Origin of the sequence: Amycolatopsis sp. NPDC048633, from assembly GCF_040650695.1 — a bacterium.
Lineage (GTDB): Bacteria > Actinomycetota > Actinomycetes > Mycobacteriales > Pseudonocardiaceae > Amycolatopsis.
In genome coordinates, this window is record NZ_JBEZHS010000001.1 from 286913 (window position 1) to 306988 (window position 20076).

Below are 20076 nucleotides of genomic sequence, written 5' to 3' on the forward strand. Positions count from 1 at the left end.
GCGCTGATTCACATAGCCTAGCGTTGATTCACTTAGGAGGCCAGACCTCGACGGCTGTCAGCTGTCGAGGGGAACGGATCAGAGACCGAAGCGGGACCAGGCCGCCTTCTGCGTCACGGCGTCGAGCACCGCGGACGCGGCGGCCGGGGCACCGACGCCGAGGCGGGCGAGCAGCGGGCGCTTCGGCTCGGCGACCGAGATGTCCGCGTCCGGGTACCGCTCGGTGACGATCTGCCGGAGGCTGCCGAGACCGTCGATCAGGCCCAGCTCCTGGGCCTTCGCGCCGAGCCAGACGTCGCCGGTGAAGAGGTCCTCGGTGCCGTTCAGCCGGTCGCCGCGGCGCTCCTTCACCCAGCTCACGAACAGGTCGTGGAGCTGGGTGTGCATCTTCTTCAGCCACTCGACGTCTTCGGGCTTCTCCGGCGAGAACGGGTCGAGCCGCGACTTGTTCGCGCCCGCCGTGTGCAGCCGGCGCTCGATGCCGAAGCGCTCCAGCAGCCCGGTGAAGCCGAAGCCGCCGCTGATCACGCCGATCGAGCCGACCATCGACGTCCGGTGCGCGAAGATCTCGTCGGCCGCGCAGGCCAGCCAGTACCCGCCGGACGCGGCGACGTCCTCGCAGAACGCCAGTACCGGCACGCCCTTCTCGTCGGCCAACTGCCGGATCCGCTCCGCGACCAGCCCGGACTGCGTCGGCGCGCCGCCCGGCGAGTTGATCAGCAGCGCGACCGCCTTCAGCCGCTCGTGGCCGAACGCCCTGGTCAGCGCCGTCTCGACGGCGGCGAGGTTGATCGCGCCCCTGGCCAGCGGGGACGGCGACGGCGTGATCACGCCGTGCAGCTTCACCACGGCCACGACGTCCTTGCGCTCCACGCGGTCGGCGAGACCCGGGATCCGCGAAGCCAGTTTGTCCGTAACGCTCATAACGCCAGGCTAGCCGGAGTCAGCCCATGGGGAGGATGCCGGAGCGCGTGCCGTTGACGCCGCTCGGGTCGGCGCCGTTCAGCTGGGCCGGGCCGCCCTGCGACGGGACGTCGGCATCGGCGGTGTCGGTTTCGGAGCTGTAGTCCGGCATGTTCGGCCGGACGCCCGGGACGAACTTGGGCACCCGCAGCGTCACCTTCATGCCGGCGCCGGGCGCGGTCTCGACCATCACCGCGTAGTCGCTGCCGAAGACCTGCTGCATGCGCTGGCTGATGTTGCCGAGCCCGACGTGCGCGCCGGTGCTGTGCGCGTTCTTGACGTCCTTCAGCCGCCGCGGGTCCATGCCGATGCCGTCGTCCTCGACGCTGATCAGCGCTTCGGTGCCGTAGTCCTGCGCGATCACCGTGACGCAGCCGCCGCTCGGCTTGCTGGCCAGGCCGTGCTTGACGGCGTTCTCCACCAGCGGCTGGATGATCAGGAACGGCACGACGACGCTGAGCACCTCGGGCGCGATCTTCATCCGCACCTCGAGCCGGCCGCCGAAGCGGGCGTTCTCGATCGTCAGGTAGCGGTCGATGTTGCGCAGCTCCTCGGCGAGCGAGGTGAACATGCCCGACGTCCGGAACGAGTAGCGCGTGAAGTCGGCGAAGTCCTGAAGCAGCTCTCGCGCCTCTTCGGGGTCCGTGCGGATCAGCGCGGAGATCGTGTTGAGCGCGTTGTAGACGAAGTGCGGCGAGATCTGCGCGCGCAGCGCCTTGATCTCGGCCTGCTGGAGCTGCTGCTTCGACTCGTCGAGGCGGGACAGCTCGAACTGCGTGCAGACGAACTGGGCGACGGCGTCGGCCATCTGCACCAGGCGCCCGCGGGTCCGGCCGACGACGATCAGCGCCGCCTCGGTCTCGCCCTCGACCAGCAGCGGCACGATGACGGCGGTCTTCATCCGGCAGGTGCCGCGGTGGTTGCACGGCATCCGGTCGTGCGCGACGACCTCACGGCGGTGCTTGCGGATGGCCGCGCCGATCGCGTCGACGAGATCGACGTAGTGCTCGTTCGCCTCGCCGTCCCAGGACAGCAGGGTCCCCTCGCTGTCGGTGATGCCGACGGCAACGCAGTCGAGCATCTGCAGCAGCTGGGTGGTGATCTTGTCGGCGGCGTCCTCGTCCAGCCCGGACCGGAGGTTCGGCGCGGCCTTCGACATCCGGTGGACCGCCTGCAGCATGGCGTCCTCCACCACACTGGCCGGTTTGCGCTGTTTCACGAGCAGCACGATCACCACGATGCCGAGCAGCACCGCGAGACCCCACGGAACGATCTGCGCAAGCGGAAACCCGGACACGGCGTCCATGCTCTGCGCTCGACCAACCGGGTGCAAGGCCTGATCCCACTTTCTGTCCAACTGTGATGACCGAGGGTTGGAGTGACCCTACTCAGAGTCGGTCGACTTACCGACCGGTCACTGTCCGCAACACGCGGGAGGGGCGCCCTGTTCCACCGGATCCGGGGAAAGCGGCAGGAAGAGGGCGGTTTCGAGGTCGGCGATCACGGTGGTCCGAAGGCCTGATCAGGCGACGGCGCAGCACGTGCGGCCGAACGGGGGAATCCCGGTGCGTGACGTGGCGACCACAGATGTCACCGCTACTTCAGCAGGCGCGACATCCGGCGGTCGGCCAGGGGCTTGCCGCCCGTCTGGCAGGTCGGGCAGTACTGGAACGACTTGTCGGCGAACGAGATCTCGCGGATCGTGTCGCCGCAGACCGGGCACGGCAGCCCGGTGCGGGCGTGGACCCGGAGGCCCGAGCGCTTCTCGCCCTTCAGGCGCGCGGCCTTCTGGCCCACCGAGCGCCCGACCGCGTCGGCCTCGATCTCGACGATCGCCTCGGCCAACGTCTCCAGTGCGCCGTCGTCGAGCTTGCCGATCGTCGCGTACGGGGAGAGCTTCGCGCGGTGCATGATCTCGTCGGAGTAGGCGTTGCCGATGCCGGCGATCAGCGACTGGTCGGTGAGCGCCCACTTCAGCCGGGTGTTCTTCCCGGCGAACAGCTCACGCAGCAGGCCGGCGTCCACCGAGAGGGCGTCCGGGCCGAGGCGCGCCACGCTCGCGATCTCCTGCGGGTCCTTCACGACCCACACCGCGAGGCCCTTCTTCGTGCCCGCTTCGGTGAGGTCGAAGCCGGACCCGGTGGCGGACTCGAGGTGCACGCGCAGCGAGATCGGGCCCTTGCCCGGCTTGAGCGGCGCCGCGGCCAGGCCGTCGGACCAGCGCAGCCAGCCCGCGCGGGCCAGGTGGACGACCAGGTGCAGGTCACCCGCGACGACGTCGAGGTGCTTGCCGTGCCGGGTCGCGCCGGTGATCTCGCGGCCGTGCAGGTCGGTCCACGGCGGGGTCGCCGTCTTCAGGACGCTCAACGATGCGACATCGATGCGGAAGATCGTCCGGCCGACGGCGTTCTCGCGCAGGTGGTGCGCCAGGGCTTCGACCTCGGGCAGTTCGGGCATGCCCCAGTTTCACCCCTTCGGCCGAAATCCGGTAGCGGCTACTCGACCGGGTGCAGCGGCCCGTCGAAGTCCGGCAGCGAGTGGCGCTGGATCGTCTTGGAGATCTTCTTGACCTCACCCTGCACGGTGAACATGCCGCGGATGGTGCCGACCCAGCGCTCGGACGGCCGGTCGCCGGTCAGGTCGCCCTCGGTCTCCGCGACGACCGTCCACGGCCGGCGCAGGATCCAGCGCAGGGGGAAGAACAGGACTATGAGCAGCAACGCCAGCAGCACCCACGCGGGGATGTTGACCTCGTTCGGTGTCCACACGACGAGGATCACGGCCAGCAGCGCGGTGACCACGATCATCGCGATGCCGGGACCGTAGCTGCCGGCGACGTCGTGCTCGAAGTCGTCGGCCGTCGCCGGAGCGCGCCATTCCATCTGGGCACGGACCACCCAGTCGCGGCCGTCTTCGCCGCGTACCAGCCGGTTCATTCAGTTGCCTCCCGGGGCGCCCGCAGGGTGAGCCCCACAACGGTACCGTGCCCGGGCTCGCCCGCGCGAGGGAGGAATCGGACATCCCACCCGGCGAAGTTGATCACCGCAGTTCAGGGAGCCGGTGAGCCGGTCAAGGCCGAATCCGCCGGTTCGCCCGAACCAGTGACGCCGGTCGCCCTGGTCGGCCACGGCTTCCCGGACGTCGGCGTCACCGTCGTCGAGGACTCGGTGGACGACGGTTCACTGCCGGTCGGCTCCGGCTTGGTCGGCGCCGTCGTCGTGCTCTCCGGGCGGCCGGACGGCGACAGCTCGGGGGCGTCGACGCTCTCCGGCACCGTCCCGTCGCTGGACTCGGTCATGTCCGTGCTCGTCGAGTCCAGCCGCGGCGACGTCTCCGAGTCGTCGGGCGTGCTGAAGGTCGAGGACGACAGGTCGTCGCGCGGGGTTTCGCCGCTCGTGCCCGGGTTCGTCCCGGTGCCGACGTCCCCGGCCGGGACGTCGCCCGCCGGCAGGCCGGGCACCTCGTTCGCCGCCACCTGGCCGCCGCCGGTGCGCTGCCGCGCCGGGACGGCGATCCCGGTGCCCCGGCCGTTGAGCACGCCGATGCCGATCCGCGGGTCCTGCTGCGGCTGCGGGGGCGGCTGGTGGTGCGTCTCGGTCGGCGGCACCACCACGAGCTCCGGCGCGCCGCCGGTCAGCCCGACGTCCTGCACCGGCGTCGTCCCGAACAGGACGGGTCCGGCCGCGACCCCGACGGCACCCACGGCCGCGGTCGACGCCAGCGCGAGCCCGATCTTCACCTTCGAGCCGACCAGCACGCCCTTGAGCGTCGCGCCCAGCCCGGCCAGTACCCCGCTGCCGCTCGCGGCGGCGCCCGCCGCCGGCACCAGCAGCACCAGCACCCCGGCGTGCGCGCGCAGCGACGAGCAGACGTCGCGCAGCTCGTCCTGCGTCGCGCGGCATGAGGGGCAGCCGTGCAGGTGCGCCTTGATCCGCTCGGCTTCGGCGCCGGTGACGCTGCCCGCGGTGAACACGCCGAGCTTCTCGACGACCGCGCGGCACGAATCCGGTCCGCGATTCACCGAAAGGTGTGCCTGTAAGTACGCCGCGCGGAGGCCCTGACGGGCACGCCGGGCCAGTGCGGCGGTGGCGTTCGCGCTCAGCCCGAAGTGCGTGGCGACGATGGCGGGCTGCTCGCCCTCGACCTCGGTCTGCCACAGGACGGTCCGCCAGCGCTCGGGCAGGCTGGTGAACGCCGTCGTGATCAGGGTGTGCTCGGCCGTGCGGGCGTGCGTGTCGGCGCCCGCGCCGGCGCGGAAGGTCAGCTCGTCGTCCGAGACGGGGACGTCGCGGCGGGCACCGTGCCACTCCCAGGAGACCCGGCGGGCGACGGTGAGCAGGTAGGCGCGGACGTAGTCTCTCGGGCCGGCGCCACGGCGCAGGGCCTGCAAAACGCGGAAGAACGTCTCCGCGGTGATGTCCTCGGCCTCGGACCGGTCGGCCGCGAGGCTCTGCGCGAGCCGGCGGACCGCGGCGGCGTGCAGCTCGAACAGCTCTCCGAACGCGGCGTCTTCGCCGTTTCGCAGTCGTTGCAGCAGTGCCTGCTCGTCGGATTCCGAGGCCGCTGGTGGCGGCACCGTGCCCAGCTCGGTCATCCCGGCCCGGCACCTCCTCCCCGAAGGTTCTCCCCGTTCGGTCGAATGGGGACACCATACGGAGGGAATCAGCCGTCGTCACCCCTTGTACGCCAGCTGTGACACCGAAGTACCGGGTCAGGAGCACGCGGGGACCCGCTCATCGGAGCAGTTTTCAGTTGGTATAGAGTTCTCCTCAACAGCAACGCAGTGCGGATGTAGCGCAGCTGGTAGCGCATCACCTTGCCAAGGTGAGGGTCGCGGGTTCGAATCCCGTCATCCGCTCAGGGACAGGGGCCGTGTGTCGACGTAACGCGTCGACCTCGGCCCCTTCGCCATTTCACCCGGGGGCCGAGCCCCCGGACCCCCACGGTGCGGCAGCCAGACTTCGCGGGTGGCCACGCCTGGTGAATACCGCCACCAGGGCGTTGTTACCTTCTGGCCGGATTCGTGCCGGTTCGGCAACTGTTTTCATCTGGTGTTCCGGCCGCGTTCCCGCGATGCCACCTCTTCGGGTGATGCTCGGGCGTGATCGTGCTGAGCATGACCGAACTGACTCGCCGTCGTCTCCTCGGTGGGGCCGCCGGCGCCGCCGCCACCGCCGCTGCCGCCACGCTCATGCCGCCGAACGTCCAGCGGGCGCTCGCCCAGGGCGCCCCCAAGCACGGTTCGCTGAAGGACATCGAGCACGTCGTGCTGCTGATGCAGGAGAACCGCTCCTTCGACCACTACTTCGGCACCCTGTCGGGCGTCCGCGGGTTCGGTGACCCGCACGCCGCGCGGCTGCCGAACGGCAAGCCGGTCTTCTACCAGCCGGACGCCGAGAACCCGGCGGGCTACGCGCTGCCGTTCCACCTGGACACGCACGCGACGAACGCGCAGAAGATCCCGTCGACGTCGCACGCCTGGCAGGTCCAGCACGACGCCTGGAACGGCGGCAAGATGGACAGCTGGCTGCCGGCCCACCGCAAGGCCGACGGCAAGAACGGCCCGTACGTGATGGGCTACCACACGCGCGCCGACCTGCCGTTCCAGTTCGCGCTGGCCGAGGCGTTCACCATCTGCGACAGCTACCACTGCTCGGTGTTCGGCCCGACCTGGCCGAACCGGATGATGTGGATGACCGGCACGATCGACCCGGACGGCGAGCACGGCGGCCCGATCCTCGACAACAAGGCTCCGGCCGGCGGCTACACCTGGACGACGTACGCCGAGCGGCTGCAGGCGGCCGGCGTCAGCTGGAAGGTGTACGAGCAGAGCGACACCTACGGCTGCAACATGCTGGAGAACTTCGCGAACTTCAAGAACGCCCCCGCCGACTCGCCGCTGGCGGTCAACGGCCTCACGCACCGGCCCGAGGGCCAGTTCGAGTACGACGCGCGCAACGACAAGCTGCCGACGGTCTCGTGGATCATCTGCACCTCGACGGCGTCGGAGCACCCGCAGTACACGCCGGCCGAGGGCGCCGCGTTCGTCGCGTCGAAGATCGACGCGATCGCGGCCAACCCGGAGGTCTGGGCCAAGACGGTGTTCATCCTCAACTACGACGAGAACGACGGCCTGTTCGACCACGTCGTCCCGCCGACCCCGCCGGCCGGCACGCCGGGCGAGTTCGTCACGAAGACGTCGCCGGGCGGCACCCCGGGCAACGGCCTCCCGGTCGGCGCGGGCTACCGCGTGCCGGCGATCGTCATCTCGCCGTGGACCGCGGGCGGCTGGGTGTGCAGCGAGAACTTCGACCACACGTCGACGCTCCAGTTCCTGGAGAAGGTGACGGGCGTGGCGGAGCCGAACATCTCGCAGTGGCGGCGGCGCACCTTCGGGGACATGACGTCGGCGTTCCGCTTCGGCGACCACAAGTCCCAGCCGCCGGTCTTGCCGGACACCTCAGGCCCGCTGACGCTGTCCCGCTACGAGGCGGCGAACCTGCCGGCGCCGACGTTCCCAGGCACCGACCAGAAGCCGCCGCGGCAGGAGCCGGGCGGACGGCCGCGGGTGCCGCGCCACTAGAGCTCGTAGACGTCGAGAACCGTGGGAGCGACCGGGGTCAGGTGCGGGTCTTCGTGCTCCGACACCTGGCCCCGGGCCATGCGGTACACCCGGAAGTCGTTGTCGTGCTCGGTGTCCTGGTCGTCCCAGACGTACAGCAGGCCGTACGAACCCGGGGCGAGCTCGCCGGTCCGGGTGAACAGGTCCAGCAGCTCGGGGCCGAGGCGGCCGCCGTGCTTGTCGAAGCCGGCGAAGTGGAGCATCGGCATGCCCGCGCTCCAGCGGAGGTCGACCAGGTCGAAGTCACCCGCGTCGCGGACAGCGCGGTGTACGCGGTCGACCAGGCGCTCCAGGAGCGCCGCGTCGTCATCGCCGCTCGCGGTCGCCTGGATGGTCACCCAGCCGTGATATTCGAACACCCGCAGAACGGTAGCAAGAGATCAACCGCGAGCTCAGCGGGCCAGCTCGGACGGCCTTCCGTCGCGGCGCAGGACGTTCGTCAGCACGCCTTCGCCGTGCCGCTCGAACGCCGGCACCAGCTTGTCGCCGAACACGCAGAGCGTGCGCTCCCACGGGTGGCCGAGCGTGCCGAACGAGAAGTCCGGGGCCAGGAACAGGTGGTAGTCCGCGCGCGGGAACACCGAGACCGGCCAGCGCGCGCCGTCGGTCATCCGGTGCGGGCGGATGCGGTAGGACTGGTGCTGCCAGTGCAGCGCCCACATCCAGTCGTCGGGGCCGCAGACCTCGCGGAACGCGGCCAGCGCGATCGCCGAGACCTGGCGCTCTTCGACGGCGTACGGGCCGAGGCGGAACTCGGCCGAGGCGCGGTCCAGGTCGCCGGGCGAGAGGTCCCAGGTCCGCGACGGCGACGGCTCGCGGAAGCCCGGCCAGGCGTGGGCGTAGGTGCTCGGCCAGAACGCCAGCTTGTCGTACACCCAGTACCAGGCGGGTTCGTCGGCGACGCGGGAGACGGCTTCCCAGGCAGCATTCACTTTTCGACCTCGAGGTTGGCCGGGCACGGAAGAACACGCGAAAGCTTCGTGTTCGGCCTCCGGTTTGTCCAGTCCTCGTCCGCTCCGCGCGAACTGTGTCACTCGACCGGGTGGGTTCTGCCAGGTTGTAACCATGAGGATCCTCTTCGTGCACGGTGCGTTCGTCCGTGATGGCGCCTGGTGGTGGCAGCCGACGGCCGACGTGCTTGCCGCGCACGGTCTTCGCAGCTCAGCGGCGGTTTTGCCCAGCTGCGAGGGCGATCCGCGAGGTGACCTCCACGACGACGCCGCGGCCGTCCGCGCACTGCTCGACGCCTCCGGCGAGCCCGCGGTGCTCGTCGGGCACTCGTACGGCGGAGTGGTGATTTCCGAAGCCGGGAACCACCCCGCGGTCCGCCGGCTCGTCTACGTGACGTCGTTCCTGCCGGATGCCGGCGAGGCGCTCGCGGACTTCGGCGGGGCCGAGCCGTCGCCGTGGCACGTCAGCCACGGCGACGGGACGGCCGGGGTCCGCGAGGAGCTGGTGCGGCCGCTGTTCGCCCAGGACTTCGACGACGCCACGTACGCCGGCGCCGCGGCCCGGCTCACGGCCCAGAACGAGTCGGTGTTCGGCCAGCGGACGACGAACGCCGCGTGGCGTGAGATCCCGTCCACCTACCTCGTCTGCGCCGAAGACCGCGCGACTCCGCCGGAGAAGCAGCGGGAACACGCGGCGCGCGCGACCGACGTCGTCGAACTGCCGGTGGCGCACCACCCGTTCGTCACGCGGCCGGACCTCGTGGCCGAAGTGCTTCAGACGACGACGTAGCCCATCAGGAACTCCTTCGTCTTGCCCTCGCACTGGGCGTCGAGCGAGTCGAAGTGGCTCGCGCCCGCGTTGCAGCGGTAGATCGCCCGCGCGCCCGCCCAGGACGGCGGGTCGGCGTAGACGTGGCCGAGCAGGCCGAGCGACTGCTGGCCCTCGCACTTGCCGCTCTGGTCGGTCGAGGTGAACCAGTCCTTCTGGTCCTTCACCTTGCAGGCGAACAGCTTCCGCGTGCCCGGCTCGGCCGTCGCGACGAGGGCACCGAACACGCCTTCCTTGGTGAACCCGGCCGGCGGGCCGACCTTCTTCGTGCCGCTGAAGTGCCCGCCATCCGGCTGGTGGTACCGGATCAGCGGCACCTCGGCCGGGTGCGGCTTCTCGCCGGCAGTCGACGACGGCGGCGAGACCGTGGCGCTCGCACCCGGCAACGCGGACGTGCTCGGAGACGGCGTGGGCTTCTTGGCGCTGGGTTTCTTGGTGGTCGAAGGCGCGGCGGACGACGTTGAAGCGGGCCCTGGGGAACCCGCGGCGACCGGCGTGGTGCTGTCCGGCTTCAGCAGGAAGACCGCGCCGAGCGCGGCGATCACCGCGACCGCGACCCCGCTCAACACCCACGGGAGACGCCGTTTCCGACGCCGGTCCCAGTCCACTGTGGTCAATGACGGTGCGGCCACCTTCGCCGTCACCGGCTCGAAGACGATCGTCGGCAGCGAAGCCGGATCGACGGCCTGGGTCGGCGAGTCGGTGATCGCGGTGCGCGCGGTTTCCAGCAGCCGCCGCAGTCCGGACGCGCCCAGCCGGTCCGAAGCGGACTGCGTGAGCAGCCCGCGGACGGCGTCGGCGAGCGGGCCGCGGCAGCGCTCCAGCACCGGCTGGTCGTACATGATCGCGTGCAGGGTCGCGGCCGTGGTGGTGCGCTGGAACGGCGCGCGGCCTTCGGCTGCGTGGAAGAGGGTCGCGCCCAGCGACCAGAGGTCCGACGCGGGCGACGGGCCGGCCCCGGCGAACAGCTCGGGCGCCATGTAGCCGGGCGAGCCCATGACGCCGCCGGTCTGCGTGAGCGACGGGTCGTCCATCGCCCGCGCGATGCCGAAGTCGGCGAGCTTCACGCGGTCGCCGGGCAGCACCATGATGTTGCTGGGCTTGACGTCCCGGTGCACGACGCCGGCCGCGTGCGCGCTCTCCAGCGCGCCCAGCACCTGCAGGCCGATCGCGGCGACGCGGTCGTTCGCCAGCGGTCCCTCCCGCCCGACGACGTCGGCGAGCGTCGGCGCGACCACCAGCTCCATGACGATGAACGTCGCGCCGTGCTCGCTGACGACGTCGTAGACCGTGACGACACCGGGGTCGTTGAGCCGCCCCGCGGTCCGCGCCTCGCGCATGACCCGCTCGAGGTTGGTGCCCGGCGGGGTGGCCAGCTCCTTCAGCGCGACCGGCCGCCCGAGCACCCTGTCTTCGGCGCGCCAGACGACGCCCATGCCGCCGCGACCCAGCTCGGCCGAGATCGCGTACCGTCCCGCGACCAGTCTCATCGTCGCCCCCCTGAACGCTCGGGGGCGATGCTAAGGGAGGCGCCGGGCGGCCCCGGCGCCTCCCCGGCTCAGGCGGCGTCCCAGAGCGTGAGGAACGCCGAAGCCTCGCTGCGGGCCCAGGGCCGCAGCCGTTCGCGGTCACGGGCGGAGAGCTGGAACTCCTTGCTCCGGCGGACGTCGATCACCAGCGCGTGACCGCCCGGCAGGATGTCCGGCATCGCCTGCTCCAGCACCCACAACGCCAGCTGCGCCGAGTTCTTCGTCAGCGGTTCCTCCTTGAAGTAGAGCCAGGTCGCGTACCGGCGGCCGTCGCTCTTGCGGAGCCCGAGCTGCGGGCTGACGCCGATTTCGAGGTCCCCGATCCGGCAGCGGCCGCGCCCGACCTCGACCAGCCGCGGCGACTTCCGGCCGAGGTACCGCAGCCAGCCCTCGGCGATCGCGGCGTAGTGCGGTTTCGTCCGGTCGTCGGCGGCGTTGACGAGGGCGCGCAACGCCGTCGCGTCCTGCCCCGCCGCCCGCCCGGACCGCACGGCGTTCGCCGCCCGCCGGTAGTAGTTGAACGCGGCTCGCGCCGGGTCCTCGTACAGCCGGCGCTGCCGCCGGACGAACGACGACCGCGACGGACCGGTACTCGCGCTGTAGCCCACGAATGTGGGCAGGGTGATGTAGGCCATGGCCCTGCCTTCCTCCATCACACCGCCCGCGGGTGCGGGCGGCATCTCCCCTGTACAACGCCCATTTTAGAACATACGTACGACAGTTTCGGGGGCTGAAGAGGTGACTAGCGGAGGGTGAACGTGACGAGGTCCGTCGATTCGGTGCGGGTGAGCGGCAGCCCGTCGAGCGGCCGGGCCAGCACCTGCGCGTACGGGCCGCCGGCCGCCGCGGCCTTCAGCAGCACGACCTGGCGGACGCCGTACTTCCGCAGCACCGCGACGCTGTGCGCGTCCGGGAACGTCTTGGTCGCCCGCACGATCTCGCCGTACTGCGGCGGCAGCAGGCCGTTGTGGCCGTTGACCAGCGACGGGAACCCGTCGGTCGACCAGAGCTGGTAGACGTACTCGCTGAACTCGCCCAGTCCCTGCCGCACCGGCAGGATCAGCGTCGGCGGGGGCGAGCCCGCGAAGGTCCGGGCCAGGTCGGGCGGGATGCCCGCCGGGGACGAGTGGGGCTGGGCCGGCACGCCTTCGAGCAGCGCCACGAGCAGCGAGACGCCGATCAGCGCGCGCAGGTACGGCGCGTCGGCGCGCTCGCGGACCAGCTCGGCCCACCTCGTCATCGCGCCCGCGGCGAGCAGCGCCAGCAGCAGGATCACCCACAGCATCAGGCGGCCCGGCGTGCGCAGCGCGTCCCAGCCCGGCAGGAAGTTCCAGAGCAGGTAGTAGGTGAAGTGCCCGCCGAAGAACTGCGAGCCGAGCGCGAACGCCGTCACGACGACGGTGCCGACGCCGAGGCCCACCCGCACCCGGACCGGCCAGGCGCTGACGAACAGGCCCGCCACCGCGACCAGCACCAGCGCCAGGCCGGGGAACAGCAGCTTCTCCGGCGCACCGGTCGCCGAAAGCCACCCGGGGTCGGCGAACACCCCGCTCTTGAGGTTGAACGGGCCGCGCTGCCAGAACCAGGTCTCCGTCGGGGCGGCGACGAGCCCCTGCGGGGGCGGCGAGAACTGCTGCACCTCGCGCCAGGAGCGGGTGAAGCCGTACTGGTCGACGACCCGCCGGTACGGGATGGTCATGAGGTAGGTGACGACGAGGAACACGGCGATCCCGGCGCCGTCGGCGACCGCCGCCCGGGTACCGGACCGCCGCCGGTGCCGGACCGCCGTCACCAGCAGGACGACGCCGAGGACCCCGAGCAGGTAGACGAACGGCAGCCCGATCGCGAACCCGAGCGTGACCTGCCAGGCCGCGACCAGCCAGCCGGCGAACGCCCACCACGGCCGGGACAGCTCCGGACGCCAGCCGTGGCGCAACGAGAAGCCGTGCCCCCGCGCGAGCGCGAACAGGGCCAGCGCGATCCCGCCGGTGGACAGGATGTTGAGGTGGCTGGCGTGGCTCAGCCGCCACGGCGCCCAGGCGAACGCGAGGCCGGCCAGCGCCGCGGCGGCCCGGTTCCCACCGAGCTGGCGGACCAGCACGTATGCGCCGGCGTAGGCGAGCGCACCCGCGATGAGGTAGGCGGCGTTGTAGCGCAGGAGCGCGGCGTACGGGCCGTCCCCGAAGAAGCTCAGCGGCAGGTAACCGAGCAGGGAGTCCGAAAAGGCGTAGCTGCCGGTCGCCGGGAACAGCGTGTTGCCCGTCCACAGGTCACCGCCGGCGGTGAGGAAGTGGTGCTGCCACGCCAGTTGCCAGGCCTGCAGCAGCGGGTCGCCGGGCTCGCCCGCGACCGTCGACTTCGGGTGCAGCAGGACGGGGATGTTGAACAGCGCCGCGAGCACGAAGCCGGTGAGCACCGCGAAAGCGCCTTCGCCCGCCCGCGCGCGACCGGTGCGCCCGGGGCCCAGAACGGCCCGCGGATGCTCATCGGTGATCACCAACGTCCCCTCTCGATCTCCACCCTTCGCTTCGGTGCCCACAGGAAGGTCTCCCGAAACAGCGCCGCGTGCGCTACGTTGCCGATCAACCTCAAAACGCAACCTCGCAGGTCGGCCGTGCGTGCCAGACTGATGCCCCGAACGGTGGATGGGGGTCTGAACCATGAGCTGGCAGGAAGAACTGCGCCGTCTCGACGCGGACCTGGCGGCCGGCCGGATCGAGCCCGCGGCGCACCGCAAGCAGCGTGAAGAGCTGCTCGCGCAGGCGTCCGGCTCCACCGTGCCGTCCCCGGTGCCCGCGCCTCTGCGCCGTCCCTCCTGGCACAGTGCCAACCCGGCCGCTTCGGCCGCCCCGGCGCACCCGATCACGCCGGTCCACCCGGTCACCCCGGCCCGCACGCCCGCGCAGGCGCCGCCTGCCCGCGTCGAGGTCCCGTGGGCGCGGCCACCGAAGCAGGCCGGGCCGCGCTCGTTCCAGACACCCGCGACGAACGCCGTGCCGCCGATCCCCGAATACATGACGACCGCGCCGAGCCCGGCCGACATCACCCCGACCCGGTACCTGGCCGTGGACGGCCCGTCGGGCGCGGCGGCGGCGAGCCGGTTCCCGCCCATCGACCCGGGCGCCGCGACGCCCCCGGGCCAGGAGCCGGAGGACGCGCGCGGGAAGCACCGCTGGACCGACCCCGCCCGCAGCCGGCCCACCTGGCTGTTCCTCGGCCTGGGCGTGCTGGTCGTGCTGGTCATGATCGTGGGCGTCACGATGTGGCTGGGCTCGGACGACGAACCCACCGGGCAGGCGAGCCCGCCGGTCGTCCCGCCGAGCACGTCGGCCTCCGGGCTGCTCGGCGGCATCGAGGACCGGCTCCCGAAGCTGCCGGGCACCCAGAACAGCGAGAACTCGACGATGTCGATCGACCGCGCGGTCGAGCTCGGCGTGTTCGCCAGGCCGACCGCCGACGTGCTGCGCCGCAACGGCGGCAGCGAGGTCGTCTTCCGCGGCTCGGCCGTCGACGCCGGCAGCAACCTGGTGATGGTCGTGCCGATGCCGGGTCCCGCGAACGCCGAATCCGCCGTGGAAGCGCTGTACACCAGCGCGCTCTCCAACGGGTTCGACGCGGTGCAGTCCGACCTGCGCACCGCCGTCGCCAAGACAGGCGACACCCAGGTCCGGGCGACCTGGTACACGTCCGGCGGCATGGTCGTCAACGTCGGCGTCTCACAGACCGAGAAGCTGGGCGACGAAGCGCTCACCGCCCGGCTGGGCCAGGTGCTGCAGGACCTGCGCGCGGTCCTCCCGCCCGGGTGATCCGGACAGGGCGCGCACATCGCCCCGCCGCGGTCACGAAACGACCCTCGGCCACGGCACCCATCGGCCTTGCGTGCAGAATGTCACTGAGTCTGCGAGCACGGGTCCGCGACGAAGAAGGGGGGCAGGTTTGTCCTGGCAGGAGGAACTTCGCCGGTTGGACGAGGAGCTGGCCGCCGGCCAGATCTCGGCCGACGACTACCGCGCCCGACGTGACGCCGTGCTGTCCTCCGCGGTGAACGGCGAGCCCCAGCAGGCCCCGCAGGGTGGCTCATCGGCCGACAGCACCCAGATCATCACGCCCGTCAGCCCGCCCCAGGGGCAGCCGCACCAGCAGCAGCCCGGCGGCAACGAGGCGGACCGGACGCAGATCGTGAGCAGCGCCGACGCCGGTGGCGCCGAGCGCACCCAGGTCGTGTCCGGCATGCAGCAGCAGCCACCGCCGTACCAGCCGCCGTGGTCGGCGGACTCGGCCGAGCGCACCCAGGCCGTGCCGGGCGTGCCCCCGCAGTCGGTGGCCTCCGGTGGCCTGCGCCCGGGCGGTCCGACGTCCGGCGGGTTCCCGATGCAGCAGCCGCCGCAGCAGCAGCCGTGGAACACCAGCGGTGCCGCGGCGCCGCCGTGGGGCTCCAGCGAGTACCCGCAGATGTCGCCCGGCCCGGAGTGGGTCAGCCAGGGTCCGGAGACCTTCGAGACGACGCCGTCCGGTGGCAAGAAGAAGGCCGTGATCGCCTCCGTCGTCGTGCTGGTGGTCGTCGCGCTCGGCGTCGGCGGCTGGTTCCTCTTCGGCAATAAATCGGACGACCAGCAGAACCCGCCCGCGGCGAGCTCTTCGGCGCCGCCCGCGCCGACCAGCACCGTGCGGCCGAAGGACGACCTGGAGATCGCCAAGCTCCCGGCTCCCCCCGGCGAGAAGACCGACATCCAGACGTTCGCGGACGTCGAGCGGGCCGGGTTCCTCACCCCGGACGAGAACGCCGTCTACAAGACCGCGGGCGCTTCGAAGGTGCGGATGGCCGCCGCCGGCCTGCCGGACACGGTCAAGGCGCTGGTGCTCACCGCGCAGACGTCGGGGTCCAGCGCCGCCAACGTGGCCCGCGACGACCTGGCCGAGCTGCAGACCAAGTTCACGATGAAGCCGTACACCGGGGACGTGCCGGACGGCGTGAAGGCGTCGCAGTTCGCCAAGTCGGCCGACTTCCCCGCCGTGATCCGCGCGCACTACGTGCACAAGGGCACGCTCGTCCGCATCGAGGTGTCCGGCTCGGACCTCGCCAAGATCAGCAGCGTGTTCGACGACATCCTGGCGGCCCAGCTCGCGGAGCTGCCCGCCAATGGCTGAGCGCGCCGGCCGGGTGACCACCGCTTGCACGGTGGTCACCCGGGCCGGCCTGCCGTCGGCGCGGGTCCTCGCCCGGACGTACCGGGCACATCACCCCGGCCACGAGTTCCTGGTCCTCGTCGTCGACGGGACGGGCAGCCGCACCGAGGACGGCTGCCGGGTCGTCGGCGGCGACTGGCTCGACCTCGACCTCGACGAGTTCCACCGGATGGCCACCTGGTTCTCCGCGTCCGAGCTGGTCGAGGCGGTCAAACCGCTGCTGCTGCACCAGCTGCTCGAAGACGCCGACGTCGCGGTCTACCTCGGGTCGCAGATCCGGGTGTTCGCCCCGTTCGCCGAGCTCACCGCGCAGGCCGCCGAGCACGACGTCGTGCTGGCGCCCCGGGTGCTCGCCCCGCTCCCGCAGGACGGCCTCGAACCCGGCCGCAGTGCCACGGACAGCGCTTTCCACGACGACTTCGTCGCGGTCGGCAAGGGGGCCCGGCCGTTCCTGATCGCCTGGGCGGACGGCCGCCGGTACGCGCCGATCCCGCCGCCCTCGCACCCGGCGCCCCCGGTCGAGCACTTCTTCGACCGCGTCCCCGCGCTGTACCGCAACGTCGTCACCCGCGACCCGGGCGTCGCCGCCGGGTTCTGGAACCTGCACGAGCGCAAGCTCGCCGAGGGCCCGGACGGCACCGTGACGGCCGGCGGCGCACCGCTGCGCTTCCTCAACTTCTACGGCTTCGACCCCGAGCGGCCGTGGCTGCTCAGCAGCCAGTGCCCGGTGCGCCCGCGGGTCGTGCTCTCCGCCGACCCCGCGCTGCGGAAGCTGTGCGACGAGTACGCCGAAGAGCTGGTCAAGGCCGGACACACCGGCGAAGAAGTCCCGTACGGCTTCGACAAGCTGCCCGACGGCACCTCGCTGACCAAGCCGATGCGGACCCTCTACCGCGACACCTGGCTGCGGGCGCACCGCGCCGCGACGACCCCGGCGCAGTTCGCGCCCACGGTCGTCGACGAGATCCCGCCCCCGCCGTTCGGCGACGACCGCGGCGCGGCCTTCCGCGACTGGCTCCGCGCCCCCGGCTCGCCGATGGCGCGGTCGGCCGGGCTCAGCCGGCTCGCGCTGTGGCTCTGGGCCGGCCGGATCGACCTGCAGACGGCGTTCCGCGAGCCGCAGCACGACGACGGCCCGGCGTTCCGGCAATGGTGCGCGACGCACGGCATGGACGAAGGCCTGCTGCCCGCCTGGGCGCTGCCCGCCGAACCGCCCCCGGTGGCCGGGCCGGTCGACGAGTTCGGCGTGAACGTCTCCGGGTACCTCACCGCGGAGCTGGGCCTGGGCGAGATGGGCCGGATCGTGCACCGGACGGTCGCCGCCGCGGGGATCCCCGTGGTGTCGGTCGTCGAAGCGCGGTCGCTGTCCGCGGCGGTCCGCACCGGCCTGGCCGCGCCGGACACGGTGAGCCGGCCGCGGTTCCCGGTCAGCATCCTCGCCGTCAACTCCGACTACACCGGGCTGCTGCTGGACAGCCACCCCGAGCTGGGCCACCGGCGGTACCGGATCGGGCTGTGGGCCTGGGAGCTCGAGGACTTCCCGAAGTCGATGCGGGGTGGCTTCGACCTGGTCGACGAGGTGTGGGCGATCAGCGACTTCACCCGCCGGGCGATCGAGCCGCACTCGCCGGTGCCGGTGAAGACGTTCCCGATGCCGGTGCTCGACCCCGGCGCGCCGGAGCGGGTCCCGCGCCGGCCGGGCGACCCCGTGCGGTTCCTGTTCGCCTTCGACTTCAACAGCACCGGCCAGCGCAAGAACCCGTGGGGCGTGGTGACGGCGTTCCGCCGCGCGTTCGCCGGCCGCGACGACGTCCGCCTGGTCATCAAGGCGACCAACGGCCACCTGCACGCCGCCGCCGTCGAGCGGCTGCGGTACGTCATCGCGGACGACAAGCGCATCGACCTGCTGGAGACCTACCTCAGCCTCGAAGAGCTGAACAACCTGTACGCGACCAGCGACGCCTACGTCTCCCTGCACCGCAGCGAGGGTTTCGGGCTGACCGTCGCCGAAGCGATGGTGCGCGGGCTGGCCGTGATCGCGACCGACTACTCCAGCACCACGGAGTTCTTCCACGACGGCACCGGCTGGCCGATCCCCTACCGGCTGGTCGAGGTCGGCGAGGGCTGGCCGCCGTACCAGCCCGAGGGGAGGTGGGCCGATCCCGACGTCGACGCCGCCGCGAAGGCCATGCGAGAGGTCGCGGACAACCCCGCCGAGGCCCGGCGCCGGGGCGAAGCCGCCCGCACCCACGTGCTGCGCGGCCGCTCGATGGACGTCGCGGCCGCCTGGGTCGAGACGGAGCTGCGCGCCGCCTACGCGACCTGGCGCCGCCGGGATCCCGGCGAGGCCGGGCGAGGCCCGGACTCCCCGCTGGCCAGGGCCGAAGCCGCGCTGGGCTGGCAGCCCGACCCGGACAGCCCGCACCGGTTCCCGCTGGCGCCGGTGTTCCGCCGCGCGGTCCGGCGGGCGCTGAGCCACTACGACGGCACCCAGCGCCGGATCCTGCGGACGCTGACCGAAAGCACCGGCGAGGCGATCACCGGGCTGGCCGGCACCATCGACGAGAAAGCCACCGCCCAGGACCGGCGGCTCGGTATCCTCGAGGCCGAGTTCGCCCAGCAGAACGCGCGCATCGAACGGCTCGAGGCGCGGCGTTCCGACGACCCCCGGCCGCCGGCATGACCCAGCAGAACACTTCCCCGGCCCCGCGCTCGCTGCCCCCGGTGCACGAGGCCTTCCTGCCCCGCGAACACGCCCTGCACCGGCCGCGCCACGGCCGCCGCCAAGCCGTCGCGCTGGCGTGCGCCGCGGTGTTCTTCGCGACGCCGGTGCTCGCTTCGATCGCCGGGGTGCACCCCGGCCAGTTCGAAAACCGCGCGCTGACCGAGTTCCCGAGCCTCGGGCAGGGCTGGTCGTTCTTGCCGCAGCTGGGCCAGTGGGCGACCGACCACCTGGCCTTCCGCGAGCAGGCCGTGCACGCGGCCGACGGCCTCAGCCGCGGGTTGTTCGGCGAAGCCCCGCCGCTGGGCGGGCAGCCGCAGGCGCCCGAGGGCCCGATCCCGGCGCAGCCCTCCACGCCCGCGCCGGTCGTCAGCTACCCGAAGGTCCTCGAAGGCAAGAGCGGCTGGCTGTACCTCGGCGACGAGATCGCCAGCCACTGCAACCTCAGCAAGCCGCTGGACCAGACCATGGCGGAGCTCGACCGGCTGCGGGACGGCGTGCGCGCGTCCGGCCGCCAGTTCGTCGTGGTCGTGGCGCCGGACAAGGCAACGATCGCGCCGGAGTACCTGCCGGCGAACTACGTGGGCAAGGACTGCCGCCAGCGGACCGCGGCCGAGTTCTGGCAGCGCGCCGACGCCGACAACGCCGTGATCGACCTGCGCAGCGGGCTGGAGGCGCAGGGCCGGGCGGTCGGGGCGCCGGTGTACGGGCCGCAGGACGCGCACTGGTCCGACGAGGGCGGCATGCTGATGGCCCGCTCGCTGGCCGAGGCGATGAGCCCGGGCAGCACGGCGTCCTGGGTGATCAAGCCGAGCGACCCGTGGCAGATGGCGGCCGACCTGCCGCCGCTGATCGGCCACACCGGGCAGACCAGCGGCCGGCACTACGAAGTGCTGACCGACGGCAAGCGCGACCAGACGCGCGAAGTCCTCAGCGACCTCAAGGCCCCGCTGAAACTGCAGTCGGCCACCGGCACCGGCACCTACCAGGGCCCGGTCGCCCTGCTCGGCGACTCCTTCACCTACCGCGCGCTCCCCTACCTCGCCGCGACCTTCGGCGAGATGACCGCCCAGCACCACAGCGCCCTGCTCATCGACACCGGCAAGTCCGTCGGCAAGCTGTTCGCCGACAACCGCGTGGTGGCGATCGAGGTCGCCGAGCGCACCCTGGCGTCCGGCAACTTCGGCCTGCTGGCCCCGCAGGTCGTCGACAACATCCTGGCCGAGCTCGCGGCCCGCCCGATCCGCTGACCGGGTGGCTCGCCACCCCTGACC

Annotated in this window: 16 protein-coding genes and 1 tRNA gene; 7 read left to right on the forward strand and 10 right to left on the reverse strand. The window is 72.0% G+C overall.

All coding sequences use genetic code 11. The annotated features are described in order from the left end of the window. Positions 1–78: 78 nt before the first annotated feature. From AB0C38_RS01505 to AB0C38_RS01525, 5 genes are all read right to left on the reverse strand, one after another. Entirely contained in the window at positions 79–924 is an 846-nt protein-coding gene (locus AB0C38_RS01505; protein ID WP_360664745.1) for a S49 family peptidase, read from the reverse strand. 19 nt (positions 925–943) lie between these two features. After that, complete coding sequence (locus AB0C38_RS01510; RefSeq protein WP_360664748.1) at positions 944–2269, reverse strand: histidine kinase; 1326 nt, start codon at positions 2267–2269, stop codon at positions 944–946. A gap of 290 nt (positions 2270–2559) precedes the next feature. After that, on the reverse strand, positions 2560–3420 hold the full coding sequence (locus AB0C38_RS01515; protein ID WP_360664751.1) for a DNA-formamidopyrimidine glycosylase family protein: 861 nt from the start codon (positions 3418–3420) through the stop codon (positions 2560–2562). 38 nt (positions 3421–3458) lie between these two features. Then, on the reverse strand, positions 3459–3899 hold the full coding sequence (locus tag AB0C38_RS01520) for a DUF983 domain-containing protein (RefSeq protein ID WP_360664753.1): 441 nt from the start codon (positions 3897–3899) through the stop codon (positions 3459–3461). Positions 3900–4012: 113 nt separating this feature from the next. Continuing rightward, positions 4013–5557: a sigma-70 family RNA polymerase sigma factor gene (locus AB0C38_RS01525; RefSeq protein ID WP_360664756.1), complete on the reverse strand. Its 1545-nt coding sequence runs from the start codon at positions 5555–5557 to the stop codon at positions 4013–4015. 191 nt (positions 5558–5748) lie between these two features. Here AB0C38_RS01525 and AB0C38_RS01530 point away from each other — a divergent pair. Continuing rightward, positions 5749–5821 (forward strand) — tRNA-Gly (locus tag AB0C38_RS01530). A gap of 258 nt (positions 5822–6079) precedes the next feature. Next, positions 6080–7546: a phosphocholine-specific phospholipase C gene (locus tag AB0C38_RS01535; protein WP_360664759.1), complete on the forward strand. Its 1467-nt coding sequence runs from the start codon at positions 6080–6082 to the stop codon at positions 7544–7546. Here AB0C38_RS01535 and AB0C38_RS01540 read toward each other — a convergent pair. Next, positions 7543–7944, reverse strand: coding sequence for an immunity 7 family protein (locus AB0C38_RS01540; protein WP_360664762.1), 402 nt, complete (start codon positions 7942–7944; stop codon positions 7543–7545). The two genes, AB0C38_RS01535 and AB0C38_RS01540, sit on opposite strands and share 4 nt — an antisense overlap. 33 nt (positions 7945–7977) lie before the next feature. Then, positions 7978–8517 carry a DUF2716 domain-containing protein gene (locus AB0C38_RS01545; RefSeq protein WP_360664765.1) on the reverse strand — a complete coding sequence of 180 codons (540 nt, stop codon included), beginning with the start codon at positions 8515–8517 and terminating at the stop codon, positions 7978–7980. A gap of 133 nt (positions 8518–8650) precedes the next feature. Here AB0C38_RS01545 and AB0C38_RS01550 point away from each other — a divergent pair, with 133 nt between their 5' ends. Continuing rightward, entirely contained in the window at positions 8651–9325 is a 675-nt protein-coding gene (locus tag AB0C38_RS01550; protein ID WP_360664768.1) for an alpha/beta hydrolase, read from the forward strand. Here the strand turns inward: AB0C38_RS01550 and AB0C38_RS01555 are convergent. The 3 genes from AB0C38_RS01555 to AB0C38_RS01565 form a co-directional block, all read right to left on the reverse strand. Beyond that, positions 9310–10854 carry a protein kinase gene (locus AB0C38_RS01555; RefSeq protein ID WP_360664771.1) on the reverse strand — a complete coding sequence of 515 codons (1545 nt, stop codon included), beginning with the start codon at positions 10852–10854 and terminating at the stop codon, positions 9310–9312. The genes AB0C38_RS01550 and AB0C38_RS01555 overlap by 16 nt on opposite strands. A 68-nt stretch (positions 10855–10922) precedes the next feature. Beyond that, positions 10923–11528 carry a hypothetical protein gene (locus AB0C38_RS01560; RefSeq protein ID WP_360664774.1) on the reverse strand — a complete coding sequence of 202 codons (606 nt, stop codon included), beginning with the start codon at positions 11526–11528 and terminating at the stop codon, positions 10923–10925. A 107-nt stretch (positions 11529–11635) separates the two neighbouring features. Further along, positions 11636–13390 (reverse strand): hypothetical protein, encoded by a 1755-nt coding sequence (locus AB0C38_RS01565; RefSeq protein WP_360664777.1) that lies wholly within the window; start codon positions 13388–13390, stop codon positions 11636–11638. Between the two features lie 163 nt (positions 13391–13553). Here AB0C38_RS01565 and AB0C38_RS01570 point away from each other — a divergent pair, with 163 nt between their 5' ends. The 4 genes from AB0C38_RS01570 to AB0C38_RS01585 all read left to right on the forward strand — a co-directional run bounded on the left by AB0C38_RS01570 (position 13554) and on the right by AB0C38_RS01585 (position 20052). Beyond that, on the forward strand, positions 13554–14699 hold the full coding sequence (locus AB0C38_RS01570) for a hypothetical protein (RefSeq protein ID WP_360664780.1): 1146 nt from the start codon (positions 13554–13556) through the stop codon (positions 14697–14699). Between the two features lie 130 nt (positions 14700–14829). Then, positions 14830–16041: a hypothetical protein gene (locus AB0C38_RS01575; protein WP_360664783.1), complete on the forward strand. Its 1212-nt coding sequence runs from the start codon at positions 14830–14832 to the stop codon at positions 16039–16041. After that, complete coding sequence (locus tag AB0C38_RS01580) at positions 16034–18763, forward strand: glycosyltransferase family 4 protein (protein ID WP_360664786.1); 2730 nt, start codon at positions 16034–16036, stop codon at positions 18761–18763. Before AB0C38_RS01575 ends, AB0C38_RS01580 begins: the two co-directional genes overlap by 8 nt. Beyond that, the gene (locus AB0C38_RS01585) at positions 18760–20052 is read left to right on the forward strand and encodes a hypothetical protein (RefSeq protein WP_360664789.1); all 1293 of its coding nucleotides are present in this window, start codon (positions 18760–18762) and stop codon (positions 20050–20052) included. Before AB0C38_RS01580 ends, AB0C38_RS01585 begins: the two co-directional genes overlap by 4 nt. Positions 20053–20076 lie beyond the last annotated feature (24 nt).

Excerpts from the sequence above, each read along its gene's own strand:
- AB0C38_RS01550 (WP_360664768.1), top strand. The coding sequence starts at position 8,651 with ATGAGGATCCTCTTCGTGCACGGTGCGTTCGTCCGTGATGGCGCCTGG.
- AB0C38_RS01520 (WP_360664753.1), bottom strand. The coding sequence starts at position 3,899 with ATGAACCGGCTGGTACGCGGCGAAGACGGCCGCGACTGGGTGGTCCGT.
- AB0C38_RS01515 (WP_360664751.1), bottom strand. The coding sequence starts at position 3,420 with ATGCCCGAACTGCCCGAGGTCGAAGCCCTGGCGCACCACCTGCGCGAG.
- AB0C38_RS01525 (WP_360664756.1), bottom strand. The coding sequence starts at position 5,557 with ATGACCGAGCTGGGCACGGTGCCGCCACCAGCGGCCTCGGAATCCGAC.
- AB0C38_RS01510 (WP_360664748.1), bottom strand. The coding sequence starts at position 2,269 with ATGGACGCCGTGTCCGGGTTTCCGCTTGCGCAGATCGTTCCGTGGGGT.
- AB0C38_RS01555 (WP_360664771.1), bottom strand. The coding sequence starts at position 10,854 with ATGAGACTGGTCGCGGGACGGTACGCGATCTCGGCCGAGCTGGGTCGC.
- AB0C38_RS01570 (WP_360664780.1), top strand. The coding sequence starts at position 13,554 with ATGAGCTGGCAGGAAGAACTGCGCCGTCTCGACGCGGACCTGGCGGCC.
- AB0C38_RS01505 (WP_360664745.1), bottom strand. The coding sequence starts at position 924 with ATGAGCGTTACGGACAAACTGGCTTCGCGGATCCCGGGTCTCGCCGAC.
- AB0C38_RS01535 (WP_360664759.1), top strand. The coding sequence starts at position 6,080 with ATGACCGAACTGACTCGCCGTCGTCTCCTCGGTGGGGCCGCCGGCGCC.
- AB0C38_RS01580 (WP_360664786.1), top strand. The coding sequence starts at position 16,034 with ATGGCTGAGCGCGCCGGCCGGGTGACCACCGCTTGCACGGTGGTCACC.
- AB0C38_RS01585 (WP_360664789.1), top strand. The coding sequence starts at position 18,760 with ATGACCCAGCAGAACACTTCCCCGGCCCCGCGCTCGCTGCCCCCGGTG.
- AB0C38_RS01560 (WP_360664774.1), bottom strand. The coding sequence starts at position 11,528 with ATGGCCTACATCACCCTGCCCACATTCGTGGGCTACAGCGCGAGTACC.